The sequence below is a fragment of the Mangrovibacillus sp. Mu-81 genome (assembly GCF_036867415.1).
In the GTDB taxonomy this organism is placed as follows: Bacteria; Bacillota; Bacilli; order Bacillales; family Bacillaceae_B; genus Rossellomorea.
Map to the genome: position 1 here is coordinate 1 of NZ_JBAJHU010000008.1, position 14,026 is coordinate 14,026.

A 14,026-nucleotide genomic window follows, 5' to 3' on the forward strand; every position below is an offset into this window, starting at 1 on the left:
GCTAGCTGAGGAGGCTCACGGGCTACCCGCGGAAAGAGAAGTCTTGCACGGAAATCATTAGCGGTATTCAGAGACATCACTGATAAAGTCCGCCTTTGAACAGTTGTTTTATTGTATTGCCCCAGCCTCTTTCACTTGATCCACGGAAAGACGGTCGAGTTTTCCTGTAAACACATATGTATTAGTAAAAAAAGTATGGAAAGGAAAGATTTTACGTGACATAATATAGATACATATTATCAGATGCGGGAAAGCGGGAGTAATGTACAATGATCAAAGCCGGAATAACACTGCAACTCGAACCTATACATAACGATACGATAGAAAAATATCGCTGCAGGGTAGTGGAGATGGGAAGAGACGGTATTTATATTGATTATCCAATACATACCAAAACGGGAAAAACCGTTTTTTTGATTGATGGAACTCAGCTCAAGGCCAGTTTTATTTATAATGAACAAACCGTCCTGATGTTTGAGACGGAAGTCCTGAACAGAAAGATAGCCAAGATCCCCATGATTCATATTCACTATCCCGGAGAGGAAGAACTGGTTAAAATACAAAGGAGACAATTCGTTCGCGTAGATGCAAATGCGGATATATCACTCTTTTTCAATGACCGCTATCACCCTACAGTCACAGAGGATATCAGTGCCGGCGGATGTGCTGTACTAGTAAAGAAAGGAATGGAAATCGAACGGGGCTCACGGATCACCATGACCATAGTCCTTGCGATGCAAACAGGCGAATGTCACTATCTGGAAATAGAGGGGAGTATCGTGCGGGTTTGGGATAAGAATAAGAAGACGATTGCAAGCATCCAATTCCTGAACTTAACGGAAACCCAGCGTCAACTTATCATGCGCTTTTGCTTCGAAAGACAATTAGAATTGAGAAAAAAAGGGCTGCTTGAATAAAATCCCTCCATTTACACATACTTTTTCTTAATGACAGGAAAAGGATGATACCCGATGAAAGCAGTCGAACGGATCTTGATAAAACTCGCCATAGTCCATTTTATTTTACTTCTGGCAGTGCAATTTGTTTTTCATGAACTTAATATTCTGCCTGAACTTCATAGGATCGTGTTTTATGAAGGGGTGGAGAAGATGGAATATAGTGAAATAGTGGAAACCATATCAGGAAATCGAAGCAGGTGAAAGCAGCCTGCTTTCTTTTTATTGCTGAGCTCTGTCAAAGAGTATTCTAAATAGATAAGAATGCTGTTCGAGAGAAAGTTCTTACGAAGTTCGCCCGATTTTATGATAGAATAGGGTAGAAATTATAAGGAAGTTAAGTAGGTGGAATGTTTTGATGAAGTTGAGAATTGCCATTGACGGACCTGCAGCAGCGGGTAAGAGTACCGTCGCTAAAATTGTAGCAGGAAGATTATCCTATCTTTATATCGATACAGGAGCAATGTATCGTTCCCTGACATATAAAGCATTGAAGTCAGGTGTAGATATGCACAATGAAACAGAACTGAAAATGCTGTTGGAAACGACAAAGATTGAATTGGAGCCTTCTGATAAAGGGCAGCTTGTTTTCCTGGACGGTGTGAATGTAACCAATGAAATTCGTCAATCAGAAGTAACAAACTCTGTATCCCATGCAGCCATTCATTCTCAAGTCAGAGAAGAAATGGTGAAAAGACAGCAGGGACTTGCACGTGAAGGCGGAGTCGTGATGGATGGAAGAGACATCGGCACGCACGTCATTCCTGATGCCGAAGTCAAAATATTTTTGTTAGCAAGCGTAGAGGAAAGAGCCCAAAGAAGACACGATGAAAATGTTTCAAAAGGGTTTCCTTCAGATTTGGAAAAGTTAAAAGAAGAAATTGCACTCAGAGATAAAATCGATTCTGAACGTGAAATCGCACCTTTGAAAAAAGCGGATGATGCCACTGAGATTGACACGACTTCGCTCACCATTCCTGAAGTGGTCGACCGCATAATGTCTCTTGTGGAAAGGAAAGGTTAATATGAATTTATATTCATTTGCCAGAGGATTGGTAAACGCCATTCTTTCCCCCCTTTATCGCATCGAAATAACGGGGCTGGAGCATTTCCCGAAAGAAGGCGGAGTGCTTCTGTGTGCTAATCACATCGACAACCTTGACCCTCCGGTAGTGGGTATCACTGCTCCCAGACCTGTTTCGTTCATGGCGAAAGAGGAACTGTTCAAGCTGCCTATACTCGGAAAGATTCTACCAGGGGTCCATGCATTTCCTGTAAAACGCGGCATGAGCGATCGTGAAGCGCTTCGGCGAGGGTTGAAGGTTTTGAGTGACGGAAATGTTTTAGGCTTGTTTCCGGAGGGTACTAGAAGTAAAACGGGGCAGGTCGGTAAAGGTCTGGCCGGAGCTGGATTCTTTGCTTTACGTTCGGACGCGAAAGTGGTTCCGTGTGCAATCATTGGGCCATATAAGCCTTTCAGAAAGTTAAAAGTGGTATATGGTCCGCCCATTCCGATGAATGAAGTAAAGGAACAAAAACTAAATGCAGAAAAAACGACGGAAATCATCATGCAGCATATTGAAAAACTGATGGTATAACCGGACTTTCTTGCTTGACAAATAGTTGTATTTATTAGAAGTTAATAGAAAGACTAATTTATTTAAATTGTGTAAAAATTCACAAAAATAAAATCTTTGCAGTCATGGATTAAGGAGGAGTACATAATGGAAGACATGAATGGAATTGAAGTGAAAAATCTCGAAATTGGTGAAAAAGTTAAGGGAACCGTCACTAAGGTCGAAGAGAAACAAGTCCTAGTTGATGTTCAAGATAGTAAAGTGGATGGCATCATTCCAATTAGTGAACTCTCAAGCCTTCACATTGAAAAAGCTTCTGACGTCGTCAGTGAGGGAGATGTACTGGAGTTAATCGTGACAAAAGTGGAAGAAGAGCTGCTTGTTCTTTCCAAGCGTAAAGTCGATGCGGAAAAAGCATGGGAAGAAATGAAGAACCGTTTCGAAAATGGAGACGTCTTTGAAGCAGAAGTCAAGGATGTCGTAAAAGGCGGCCTGGTTGTTGACCTTGGAGTGAGGGGCTTTGTGCCAGCCTCGTTGGTGGAAGATTATTATGTGGAAGATTTCGCGGACTACAAGGATAAGGTGCTTACATTCAAGATTGTAGAATTGGACCAGGATAAGAACAGACTGATCCTCTCTCATCGTGCGGTAGTGGAAGCGGAGAAACAGCAGCAGAAGAAGAAGCTGCTGACTGACATTGAATCTGGAGCCGTCCTTGAAGGCACTGTTCAGCGCATCACTGATTTCGGAGCATTTGTTGACATTGGCGGAGTGGATGGTCTTGTGCATATCTCCCAATTGTCCCACGAGCATGTCGAAAAGCCTTCAGATGTAGTATCTGAAGGTCAGACAGTCCAAGTGAAAGTGTTGAGTGTCGACCGTGATAATGAACGAATTTCATTATCGATCAAAGAAACGCTCCCTGGACCTTGGAGCGATATTAGTGATAAGGCACCTAAAGGAAGCGTGTTGGATGGTATCGTTAAACGATTGGTTTCTTATGGGGCATTTGTCGAGGTATTCCCAGGTGTTGAAGGATTGGTACACATCTCACAAATCTCACATAAACACATCGGCACACCACATGAAGTATTAAAAGAAGACCAATCGGTTAAAGTAAAAGTATTGGATGTAAATGAATCTGATCAGCGTCTTTCCCTGAGCATAAAAGCATTGGAAGAGAAAGAAGAAGAAGTGACAGATTATGAAATGCCGGAGGAAAACACCGGATTCCAATTAGGTGAAATGATTGGAGATAAATTAAAAGACCTAAAATAAAAAATGGTGATGGACTGTGAATAGAGCTAAACGAAAACGGGATCATATTGAGTATGCCCTTTCAACGGGACAGCAGGAAATGACGGGTTTTGATGATGTGAAATTCGTGCATCAAAGCCTATCGGATTCTGCACTTATTGATATCGATCTTCAGTCCCAAATTGGCGAACTTTCTTTAAGTTCGCCAATTTTCGTGAATGCGATGACCGGGGGCGGGGGAGGTTACACCTCCAAAATCAATAGTGACTTATCAATACTGGCACGGGAAACTGGAGTTGCTTTGGCGGTTGGTTCTCAGATGTCGGCACTGAAGGACCCAGGTGAACGGAAAACATATGAGATCGTCAGAAAGAATAATCCTGATGGCGTGATATTTGCTAATCTTGGCAGCGAAGCAACTGTCCGGCAGGCGATTGAGGCAGTGGAAATGATTGAAGCAGATGCACTTCAGATTCACTTGAATGTCATTCAGGAACTGACCATGCCTGAAGGTGACCGGGATTTCAGGGGTGCACTTGAACGGATCGAAAAAATTTCAGATGCGTTATCTGTCCCGGTGATCGTAAAAGAAACAGGTTTCGGTATCAGTAAGGAAACAGCACAATTACTATCAAAAACATCTATTTCGGCGATCGACGTCGGAGGCTTCGGTGGAACGAATTTCTCCAGGATAGAAAATCAGCGAAGGCATAGGATGCTGGATTTTTTCGATGACTGGGGCATTCCTACTGCTGTCTCCATAGTTGAAGGATGCACTTCGAGTGATTTGCCGATTATTGCTTCCGGAGGAATTCGAAACAGCCTTGAGATTGTAAAGGCGTTAAGTTTAGGTGCGTGTTCAGCAGGAATGGCCGGAGCTGTTCTGAGAAGTATGATTGATAGGGGTCTAAATGAAACAATAAATGAAGTGCACGAGATTCATGCAGACATACAATACCTAATGTGTGCACTGGGGTGTGAAAAGATTCAAGATTTGCATACTGTGCCCTTAATCCTATCAGGGGAAGTGCATCATTGGCTGGAGATCCGCGGTCAGAAGCCTGCCAGCTTCAGTAACAGACAAAAGAATAAATAATGCAGAAGGCGAGTCCCTTGGGGATTCGTCTTTTTTTGTTATTTGAATGAAATCGGGATTAGAAAGACGATTCCAAATAGAATCGCCTTTATCCATTACAAAACAGAAAATCAGTATTACTTCTGTCTCCTTCTCGACTCTTCAGGACTTTCCATTCCTGTGGCACCTTTATTTTCGAGTTTCTGGTCACGGTCTGATTCCACGCGTCCCGATTGCTTTAATTTCTTCTCTTGACGGTCTCTACCCATTCATAACACCTCCTTTACTTATTTTTTCAATAAGAAAATGAAACATGCATGAATGAATTACATAAAGATTTTCCATAATGTAGATAATAGGGGGAATGGGAACATGGAAGGAATTATTTTTTTATGGGTAGCTTGGGGTTTATGGATTTATACAACTTTTATCATGCAGAAAAAAACAAATGGACGATTTACATATTCGTTCCTTTTGCTGTGCTTGATTAGTCTGTTCCCTTATAGTTTCACTATATTTTCTTACGAAGTATATGCGGCATTCGTATTTATGGCTGTACTGGCGCTCTTCTATATACGTGCTCTCGGTTTAAGACAGAAACTGTATATGTTGATTGGACTTTTAACGATTGCGATGTCTTATGCAGGAATAGGGATGATTGGCATTTATGATCCCGTCCTTATGATCATCGATCCTCAATTGGTAGCAGCTCTGCTGTCTGTGAGCCTCGGCTTTTTATTTTATAGTTCCTTGGAAAAGGTTAAAATGCTCTTTCTTACGGTATTGAGCGGTGGAATGACGGGGGATGTGTTACTTGCCGTTACACTAAATAAAATCGGGTTTGTTGAATCGATAGGAAATCACAGTTTCTTGGATAAAGCGGGGTACATGGTGCTGTTGACAATGGGCTGGAGACTCTTTCATGAAGTAAATGCCTTGATGAACAACAAAATTTCACCTAAAAAAGGGGAAGTTAAAAGTATATGAATGAATATGTGTATCCGGTTATCTTTGGAGTTGTGGTGGGTACGATAACGAGAATTTATATGCTCCGGACGGATTATAGACAGTACCCGACCTATTTACATGGGAAAATCATACATATTGCACTGGGGTTTATAGCGGCAGGGCTTGGTACGATTGCAGTGCCAGCGTTATTGGAAGAGAACTTCACGGCGATTACCTTCCTGACAGTGGCTGCATCGCAGTTTCGAGAGGTGCGAAATATGGAGAGGAATACGCTGACAGAGCTTGATGGTTATGAGCTTGTCCCAAGGGGGGCAACTTATATAGAGGGAATAGCAGTAGCGTTTGAAAGCAGGAATTACCTGGTCATCTTTACCTCCTTGCTGTCTACGCTGAGTTATATTGTATTTAACATTTATGCCGCACTCGGTGTCAGTGTCATATGTATGATCACCTCACATAAACTGATGGCGGGCGGAAAACTCAAAGATATTGTTAACATTAAATTTGTCAAACCCCATTTCGATGGGCCGGGTCTTTATGTCGATAACATTTATATTATGAATATCGGTCTGAAAGTCAGGCAGGAAGAAATCATGAATTATGGAATGGGGTTCGTGTTATCCCCTAAATCCTTCGATGCGAGATCAACGATAGCCAACCTCGGTCAAAGACAGGCCATTCTTCATGATATGTCGACTTCACTCGGGATTTTCAAAGATTCGGGAACCCCGGCACTTACGCCTCTTGCTAAACGCGATTTGGATGACGGCAGGGTGGCGGTCTTTGTACTTCCGCAGCGCAAAGATGTTGAGAAAGCCATAGCGATCCTGGGACAGGTGCCGACGCTTGAAAATGCCATCAGAATGCCATCAGAATCAAAAGCGATCCAAAAGGGGAGAAATGCAGATTGAGTACCACTATTCAAAAATTCATCCTGGCTGCCGTAACGACGTCACCTGAAAAAGTACCAAGCGGAACAACGGTGTTCCATTGCAAAACAGATGAAGAACTGCAGAAAATCTGTGCAAATTTAGAAGCTATATTGGACGGGATCGCCCATGAATTGGATGACGGGCTTTTTGTCATTGTGAAACATTGATTGCCAGTTCTTTCGTTTACTGATAAAATATTAAAGTTAAGGGGACTGACCCATAAGGGAAAATACAGCTTATGGGCCAGTCTTTATTATTGAAAATGCATGGATGTTGAAACAGTGGAAATGAAAAGGCTTAAAGGATAAGGCGAGAATCATAAGCTTATTCAAGAAAGGGTGAAAAAAGTGTCTAAACCAGTTGTTGCAATCGTAGGACGTCCCAATGTTGGTAAGTCCACGATTTTTAATAGGATTGTCGGGGAAAGAATTTCAATTGTAGAAGATGTTCCGGGCGTTACACGGGATCGTATATACAGCTCTGCTGAGTGGCTGACTCATGAATTTAATATTATCGATACAGGTGGAATTGAATTAGGCAATGAGCCGTTTCTGGATCAAATCAGGCAGCAGGCTGAAATTGCGATCGATGAAGCCGACGTCATCATTTTCCTGACGAATGGCCGTGAAGGGGTCACAGCTGCCGATGAAATCGTAGCTAAGATTTTATATCGTTCCAACAAGCCTGTTGTATTGGGAGTAAATAAAGTCGATAATCCTGAAATGAGGGAAATGGTCTATGATTTCTATTCATTAGGATTTGGCGAACCTTTCCCTATCTCGGGATCACACGGACTTGGTCTTGGTGACTTGCTTGATGAAGCGGCAAAGCATTTTAAGAAGAAGGTTGATGAGGAATACGGCGAAGAGGTCATTAAGTTTTCACTGATCGGCCGGCCGAATGTAGGTAAATCATCTCTCGTTAATGCATTATTAGGGGAGGACCGGGTCATAGTGAGTAATGTAGCTGGTACAACCCGGGATGCGATCGATTCTTCGTACACATTTGATGGACAAGAGTACGTCATCATTGATACTGCAGGCATGAGAAAGAAAGGAAAAGTGTATGAAACGACTGAAAAATACAGTGTGTTAAGGGCGCTCAGAGCCATCGAACGCTCTGATGTTGTTTTGGTTGTAATAGACGGTGAAGAGGGAATAATAGAACAGGATAAGAAAATCGCCGGTTATGCACATGAAGCAGGTCGTGCCGTCGTCATTGTGGTAAATAAATGGGATGCAGTTGAAAAAGATGAGAAAACGATGAATAAATGGGAGCAGAATATACGGGATCATTTTCAGTTCCTGGATTACGCACCGATCATCTTCCTTTCTGCAAAAACGAAGAAAAGAATACACACGCTTCTTCCTGTTATAAATAAAGCGAGTGAAAATCATGCAATGCGCGTTCAATCAAGTGTATTGAATGAAGTGGTCATGGATGCTGTAGCAATGAATCCGACCCCTACCGACAATGGTAAGAGATTAAGAATTTACTATGCGACCCAAGTTGCGGTCAAGCCGCCAACCTTTGTTGTATTCGTGAATGACCCTGAATTAATGCACTTCTCTTACGAACGATTCCTGGAAAACAGGATCCGGGATGCATTTGGATTTGAAGGAACCCCTATTCGTATTATCGCACGCGCAAGAAAATAATGAGGCAGGTGTAAATATGAAAAATTCTAAAAAAGTTACGGTCATTGGCGCAGGAAGCTGGGGGACAGCTCTTGCCATGGTATTGGCTGATAACGGGCATGAAGTAAGATTGTGGGGCCATAAAGCGGATCAGATTCAGGAAATCAATGATCATCATACCAATCATAAATATTTGAAAAACGTAAAACTTCCTGCAGCCATAGTCGGCTACTCCAACCTTAAAGCCTCTCTGGATGGAATAGAGACAGCCATCCTGGCCGTTCCGACGAAAGCGATCAGGCAAGTGCTTGGACAGGTCCAGGAAGTTCAAAGTAATCCGCTTACGATTGTCCATGTAAGTAAAGGGATTGAACCTGATACTCTCTTAAGGATTTCAGAAATCATCGAGGATGAAATGCTTCATGAAAATCTGCATTCGGTCGTTGTCCTGTCGGGTCCCAGCCATGCAGAAGAGGTAAGCTTAAGACATCCGACAACCGTGACAGTATCTTCAGAGGATATGAAGTCGGCAGAAGAAGTCCAAGACCTTTTTATGAACCAAAATTTCAGAGTTTACACCAATCCTGATTTACTTGGTGTTGAAATCGGCGGGGCATTAAAGAACATCATTGCCTTAGCAGCCGGCATCACAGACGGATTAGGGTACGGGGACAATGCCAAAGCTGCTCTGATTACCAGGGGACTGGCTGAAATCGCCCGGCTGGGCACCAAGATGGGAGCCAACCCGCTTACCTTTTCAGGCTTAGCCGGCATCGGGGACCTCATCGTTACATGCACCAGTGTCCACTCCAGAAACTGGAGGGCCGGTAATATGCTCGGAAAAGGGCATAATCTCGAAGAGGTCCTGGAAAACATGGGAATGGTTGTGGAAGGCGTCAGAACGACGAAAGCAGGGCATCAGCTGGCACAAAAATTCGAGGTGAAGATGCCGATTACAAATGCGTTATACGACGTATTATTTAATCATGTAAATGCAAAAGAAGCAGTCGATCATTTAATGTCGCGCGGAAAGACGGATGAAATGGAAGATATCGTGAATATATTGGGAGAACGCTCATAACCCAATGGAAATCTTTCAATAATAGGCATTATAAATAGGCATTAGAGGATGCGAAAAGTCCTTCCCCTGCATACACTGTGATGAATATATACAGCTTTGCCTATGGATGGGTAGGTCTCTTTCAAAATTTAGAGCAGCTCATGAATCAGGTGTCACCTCTCATGGTGATGCACTGTTCATGAGTCGCTCTTCTTTTTTGTTTAGAGATTCTTGATGATGGGAAACATCATTCTGACATTTTATTGAACACACATTCTTTTAGAATTGACTTGTGATATAATACATTCGATAACAGGAGGGATGTACCATGACTTCTATGATGAAAATGTGGATATCGTTTGCATCAATGGGATTTATGTTTTTTGCAATATTGATGATTTATTTCAGCCGCTACAAAATCAAACAAAAATTCATTCGTTTTATCACGGCGTTTATGGCATACATATTGATGATAGCAGGCGGACTCATGATGATCTATATCGTATTAAGCGGTCCCACTCATTAAGCAGATACCAGTGAAAGGAAGTTTGCAGATTGAAACGTATTGGCTTAACCGGAATGATCTTATTATTGACCATGACGGTACTGACTGGCTGTCTCTATCCTGAAGAGAATCTCAGTCAAAATCAGATACCCTATGACACCCAAGTGAAAGCTGTTCAAGAAGCTGTTAAGCAGTATCAGAAAGATACTAACGGTCTGCTCCCGATCAAGACCAGAGACCAGGACACATCGATTTATCAAAAGTATCCAGTCGACTTTAAAAAGTTATCTCCTCAGTATTTGCCTGAGATCCCGGGGAACGCATTTGAGAACGGGGGGATTTTTCAATATGTCTTAATGGATGTCGAGGAAAACCCGACTGTGAAAATATTCGATCTCAGAATGGCCGAAACAATTAGGGGAATTAACATCAGGATCCAAGCGGGAGATTACCCTCCTTTTAAAAAAGAAGTAGCACCGAATGTATATAAATTGAACTACGAGGAAATAGGATATGACGGGGAAGTGTATGTGGACAGCCCCTATTCCAATAAGAAACTTCCGCTTGTAATCAATGGAAGCGGAGAAATATTCGTGGATTATTCCATGGATCTCTATGAACAGCTCCAATCAGCCGAAAAGATCCCTGAAAGAGGAGAAGACATCCGTCATTTACTGACCGACGATTCTTTATTCGTTCCGGCATACTCACTCCCGTATACAGTGGATGAAAAGAAAGAACCCGTCTTTATGACAAAATAGGCATAACCCTTTTCTTGCAAAATATATTGTAGGAGAAGGGTTATTATTTTATGTCATCCTTTAAGGGAGCTTTCATCAATTGAACCTGAACATAATTGCTACGACATAATAAATTCAATTTTTAGTCATAAGGAGGTAAAAAAATCATATTAATAGTCATAAGTCATTAGGACAACATCATAAATATAGAATGTGAGTCAGAATACACGGATGAAACATCCCTGGAATATAAGATGGGAGGGAATCTCTTGGAAAGAGTCGATCTATTTAAAGACATTGCTGAAAGAACAGGCGGAGATATCTATTTAGGCGTGGTGGGAGCTGTAAGAACAGGAAAATCTACCTTCATCAAGAAGTTCATGGAACTTGTTGTCCTTCCTAATATTGTAAGTGAATCTGAACGTGCCAGAGCGCAGGATGAACTGCCGCAGAGTGCTGCAGGGAAGACAATCATGACAACAGAACCTAAATTCGTACCTAATCAGGCGATATCTGTACATGTGGACGAAGGTTTAGAGGTAAATGTGAGATTGGTAGACTGTGTCGGATACACAGTACCCGGTGCAAAAGGCTACGAAGATGAAAACGGCCCGAGAATGATCAATACACCATGGTATGAAGAGCCAATCCCATTTCATGAAGCGGCTGAAATCGGAACACGTAAGGTAATTCAGGAGCATTCTACAATAGGAGTGGTAGTCACGACCGATGGATCGATCGGTGAGATTGGGAGAAGTGACTATATCCAAGCAGAAGAACGAGTCATCGAGGAGTTAAAGGAAGTTGGTAAACCATTTATCATGGTCATCAACTCGGCAAGACCGCATGCAACGGAAACGGAAGAATTGAGAGTGAACCTGGAGGAGAAATATGATATCCCGGTACTTGCGATGAGTGTAGAAAGTATGAGGGATTCAGATGTACTGAATGTAATGCGTGAAGCTTTGTTCGAATTCCCGGTGCTGGAAGTGAATGTGAATTTACCGAGCTGGGTAATGGTATTGAAAGAAGAACATTGGCTCAGACAAAATTATCAGGAAGCGGTTAAGGAAACAGTCAAAGATATCAAGCGGCTTCGTGATGTGGACCGGGTCGTCCATTACTTCAGCGAGTTTGAGCACATCGAGAGAGCAGGCCTGGCCGGCATTGATATGGGGCAGGGAATTGCTGAAATCGATCTTTATGCGCCGGATGAACTATATGATGAAGTATTGAAGGAAATTGTAGGGGTTGAAATTCGAGGGAAAGATCACTTGCTCGAGCTGATGCAGGACTTTGCACATGCAAAAGCAGAATATGATCAAATCTCGGATGCACTGAGAATGGTGAAGCAGACCGGATACGGAATAGCCGCACCTTCCCTGAATGACATGAGTCTGGATGAACCGGAAATCATACGCCAGGGAGCACGATTCGGAGTGAGTCTAAAAGCCGTGGCCCCTTCGATTCATATGATTAAAGTAGATGTTCAATCCAAATTCGAACCGATTATCGGAACGGAAAAACAAAGCGAAGAACTTGTCCGCTACTTAATGCAGGATTTTGAAGATGATCCGCTGTCGATCTGGAACTCTGATATCTTCGGAAGAAGCTTAAGTTCCATCGTCAGAGAAGGCATCTCGGCCAAACTGTCACTAATGCCTGAAAATGCCCGATACAAACTGAAAGATACACTCGAAAGAATCATCAACGAAGGCTCCGGCGGATTAATCGCTATTATCCTATAAACATGTTGAGACTCTCTTATGAGGGTCTTTTTTTGTTTGATTTAAACTTTTGAGAATACATGAACAAAGCAGGAGGATTGAAAATCAAAAGCGGCGATAGCAGGTTTTATTCCTAAAGATGATAAAGTTATTAACCTTCATGTTTAACTGCCTGAAAGAATGGGAACTGTTTAAGAGCAATGGACATTGTGAAGCGCTTTCTTTCTGAAGGAAAACTTCAAGAAATAGCAATATAAAGGGAAAAAGAGGAGATTCTATTACATTTATGTATCAAATAAGAAAAGATTCCCATTATTTCTTGATTTATTCTTGCTAAGCACAATCTATTGTGATAATCTTTTAACAGAATTGTTGTTGAATATTGATTCAGCAACGTTTTCAAGCGTTTTTTCTATGCTTCATGTATAGAATACGCTAAAGTTGTTTACTAATGATATTAAAGTAAATGAATCATGACTGAGACATTTCCTTGGGAGGAGGTGAATGGCATGAACAAGACAGAATTAATCAATGCTGTTGCAGAAGCTGCTGAGCTATCTAAGAAGGACGCTACTAAAGCGGTTGACGCTGTTTTCGATACAATTCAAGATTCACTTGCAAAAGGTGATAAAGTACAATTAATCGGATTCGGTAACTTCGAAGTACGTGAGCGTGCAGCCCGTAAAGGTCGCAACCCACAAACAGGTGAAGAGATCGAAATCTCAGCTAGCAAAGTACCTGCTTTCAAACCAGGTAAAGCGCTTAAAGAAGCTGTAAAATAATTACATACTTTGAGCGTGAGGAAGACCGCATTTATGCGGTCTTTTTTCTTTTAAGCCGGGAATGGCCGAGGCTCATCGCGAAGACGCAAAAGGGGAAATCCTTGCAAGGAACTCGTCAGCAGTGTATAAAAGTGTTTTTTTGAAAAATTCGAAAGCACTGGGCTTTATGAGATTATTGGCTTATGCTAATATTAACAATGTTAGTTTATTTCTTTAAGAGATAGTAGGAGGACAACATAATGGCAGAAGTCAACCATAGCCAAATTGAAGAAGCGGTGCGTTTAATACTGGAAGCAATAGGAGAAAATCCTAATAGAGAAGGGTTACTGGATACACCTAAGCGGGTTGCGAAAATGTATGCAGAAGTTTTCTCGGGAATAGATCATGATCCTAAAGAATATTTTGAAACTATTTTCAGTGAAGACCACGAAGAGCTGGTCCTTGTTAAAGATATACCTTTTTATTCAATGTGCGAACACCACCTTGTTCCTTTCTATGGTCGTGCGCATGTTGCGTATATCCCCCGGAATGGGAGAGTTACCGGACTGAGTAAGTTGGCAAGAGCGGTAGAATCTGTCGCAAGAAGGCCGCAGCTTCAGGAAAGAATCACGTCGACGGTAGCCGATTCTATCATGGAAACACTGGAACCGTATGGTGTCATGGTAGTTGTTGAAGCTGAACATATGTGCATGACGATGAGAGGGGTAAAAAAACCCGGATCAAGCACAGTGACGACAGCAGTGCGTGGAACGTTCAAAGAGGATTCCCAAGCGCGCAGCGAAGTGCTTTCATTCATTAAAAAGTAAGTA

17 protein-coding genes are annotated in these 14,026 nt (G+C 42.1%); 16 read left to right on the forward strand and 1 reads right to left on the reverse strand.

What is annotated here, in order from left to right; all coding sequences use genetic code 11:
* Positions 1-269 precede the first annotated feature (269 nt).
* From V6B33_RS15420 to fni, 6 genes are all read left to right on the forward strand, one after another.
* Complete coding sequence (locus tag V6B33_RS15420) at positions 270-917, forward strand: flagellar brake protein (protein WP_334218651.1); 648 nt, start codon at positions 270-272, stop codon at positions 915-917.
* Between the two features lie 54 nt (positions 918-971).
* Positions 972-1,160 carry a YpfB family protein gene (locus V6B33_RS15425; protein WP_334218652.1) on the forward strand — a complete coding sequence of 63 codons (189 nt, stop codon included), beginning with the start codon at positions 972-974 and terminating at the stop codon, positions 1,158-1,160.
* Between the two features lie 154 nt (positions 1,161-1,314).
* Complete coding sequence (gene cmk, locus V6B33_RS15430) at positions 1,315-1,980, forward strand: (d)CMP kinase (protein WP_334218820.1); 666 nt, start codon at positions 1,315-1,317, stop codon at positions 1,978-1,980.
* Between the two features lies 1 nt (position 1,981).
* On the forward strand, positions 1,982-2,554 hold the full coding sequence (locus V6B33_RS15435) for a lysophospholipid acyltransferase family protein (RefSeq protein ID WP_334218653.1): 573 nt from the start codon (positions 1,982-1,984) through the stop codon (positions 2,552-2,554).
* Between the two features lie 123 nt (positions 2,555-2,677).
* Positions 2,678-3,811, forward strand: coding sequence for a 30S ribosomal protein S1 (rpsA, locus tag V6B33_RS15440; protein ID WP_334218821.1), 1,134 nt, complete (start codon positions 2,678-2,680; stop codon positions 3,809-3,811).
* A 16-nt stretch (positions 3,812-3,827) separates the two neighbouring features.
* Complete coding sequence (gene fni, locus V6B33_RS15445) at positions 3,828-4,886, forward strand: type 2 isopentenyl-diphosphate Delta-isomerase (RefSeq protein WP_334218654.1); 1,059 nt, start codon at positions 3,828-3,830, stop codon at positions 4,884-4,886.
* A 116-nt stretch (positions 4,887-5,002) separates the two neighbouring features.
* On the opposite strand, the gene V6B33_RS15450 is transcribed toward fni, so the two are convergent.
* Positions 5,003-5,134, reverse strand: a complete 132-nt coding sequence (locus V6B33_RS15450; protein ID WP_334218655.1) for a YpzI family protein — start codon at positions 5,132-5,134, stop codon at positions 5,003-5,005.
* A gap of 103 nt (positions 5,135-5,237) precedes the next feature.
* On the opposite strand from V6B33_RS15450, the gene V6B33_RS15455 reads away from it, so the two are divergent.
* The 10 genes from V6B33_RS15455 to folE all read left to right on the forward strand — a co-directional run bounded on the left by V6B33_RS15455 (position 5,238) and on the right by folE (position 14,023).
* A complete protein-coding gene (locus V6B33_RS15455) occupies positions 5,238-5,852 on the forward strand; it encodes a YphA family membrane protein (protein WP_334218656.1) in 615 nt (204 codons plus the stop codon).
* Entirely contained in the window at positions 5,849-6,745 is an 897-nt protein-coding gene (locus V6B33_RS15460) for a YIEGIA family protein (RefSeq protein ID WP_334218657.1), read from the forward strand. Before V6B33_RS15455 ends, V6B33_RS15460 begins: the two co-directional genes overlap by 4 nt.
* Positions 6,742-6,933, forward strand: coding sequence for a capping complex subunit for YIEGIA (locus V6B33_RS15465; protein WP_334218658.1), 192 nt, complete (start codon positions 6,742-6,744; stop codon positions 6,931-6,933). Before V6B33_RS15460 ends, V6B33_RS15465 begins: the two co-directional genes overlap by 4 nt.
* 180 nt (positions 6,934-7,113) lie before the next feature.
* Positions 7,114-8,424, forward strand: a complete 1,311-nt coding sequence (gene der / locus V6B33_RS15470; RefSeq protein ID WP_334218659.1) for a ribosome biogenesis GTPase Der — start codon at positions 7,114-7,116, stop codon at positions 8,422-8,424.
* Positions 8,425-8,440: 16 nt separating this feature from the next.
* Positions 8,441-9,484, forward strand: a complete 1,044-nt coding sequence (locus tag V6B33_RS15475) for an NAD(P)H-dependent glycerol-3-phosphate dehydrogenase (RefSeq protein ID WP_334218660.1) — start codon at positions 8,441-8,443, stop codon at positions 9,482-9,484.
* Positions 9,485-9,791: 307 nt separating this feature from the next.
* Entirely contained in the window at positions 9,792-9,989 is a 198-nt protein-coding gene (locus V6B33_RS15480; protein ID WP_334218661.1) for a DUF2768 domain-containing protein, read from the forward strand.
* 29 nt (positions 9,990-10,018) lie between these two features.
* Positions 10,019-10,729 (forward strand): hypothetical protein, encoded by a 711-nt coding sequence (locus V6B33_RS15485; protein WP_334218662.1) that lies wholly within the window; start codon positions 10,019-10,021, stop codon positions 10,727-10,729.
* Positions 10,730-10,977: 248 nt separating this feature from the next.
* Entirely contained in the window at positions 10,978-12,456 is a 1,479-nt protein-coding gene (spoIVA, locus tag V6B33_RS15490; protein ID WP_334218663.1) for a stage IV sporulation protein A, read from the forward strand.
* Positions 12,457-12,944: 488 nt separating this feature from the next.
* A complete protein-coding gene (locus V6B33_RS15495) occupies positions 12,945-13,217 on the forward strand; it encodes an HU family DNA-binding protein (protein WP_172251611.1) in 273 nt (90 codons plus the stop codon).
* 239 nt (positions 13,218-13,456) lie between these two features.
* On the forward strand, positions 13,457-14,023 hold the full coding sequence (gene folE / locus V6B33_RS15500; RefSeq protein ID WP_334218664.1) for a GTP cyclohydrolase I FolE: 567 nt from the start codon (positions 13,457-13,459) through the stop codon (positions 14,021-14,023).
* Positions 14,024-14,026: the final 3 nt, after the last annotated feature.

Bases quoted from the DNA above. Each gene is read 5' to 3' on its own strand.
- V6B33_RS15420 (WP_334218651.1), top strand. From the start codon at position 270: ATGATCAAAGCCGGAATAACACTGCAACTCGAACCTATACATAACGAT.
- V6B33_RS15425 (WP_334218652.1), top strand. From the start codon at position 972: ATGAAAGCAGTCGAACGGATCTTGATAAAACTCGCCATAGTCCATTTT.
- cmk (WP_334218820.1), top strand. From the start codon at position 1,315: ATGAAGTTGAGAATTGCCATTGACGGACCTGCAGCAGCGGGTAAGAGT.
- V6B33_RS15435 (WP_334218653.1), top strand. From the start codon at position 1,982: ATGAATTTATATTCATTTGCCAGAGGATTGGTAAACGCCATTCTTTCC.
- V6B33_RS15450 (WP_334218655.1), bottom strand. From the start codon at position 5,134: ATGGGTAGAGACCGTCAAGAGAAGAAATTAAAGCAATCGGGACGCGTG.
- V6B33_RS15455 (WP_334218656.1), top strand. From the start codon at position 5,238: ATGGAAGGAATTATTTTTTTATGGGTAGCTTGGGGTTTATGGATTTAT.
- V6B33_RS15460 (WP_334218657.1), top strand. From the start codon at position 5,849: ATGAATGAATATGTGTATCCGGTTATCTTTGGAGTTGTGGTGGGTACG.
- V6B33_RS15475 (WP_334218660.1), top strand. From the start codon at position 8,441: ATGAAAAATTCTAAAAAAGTTACGGTCATTGGCGCAGGAAGCTGGGGG.
- V6B33_RS15480 (WP_334218661.1), top strand. From the start codon at position 9,792: ATGACTTCTATGATGAAAATGTGGATATCGTTTGCATCAATGGGATTT.
- V6B33_RS15495 (WP_172251611.1), top strand. From the start codon at position 12,945: ATGAACAAGACAGAATTAATCAATGCTGTTGCAGAAGCTGCTGAGCTA.
- folE (WP_334218664.1), top strand. From the start codon at position 13,457: ATGGCAGAAGTCAACCATAGCCAAATTGAAGAAGCGGTGCGTTTAATA.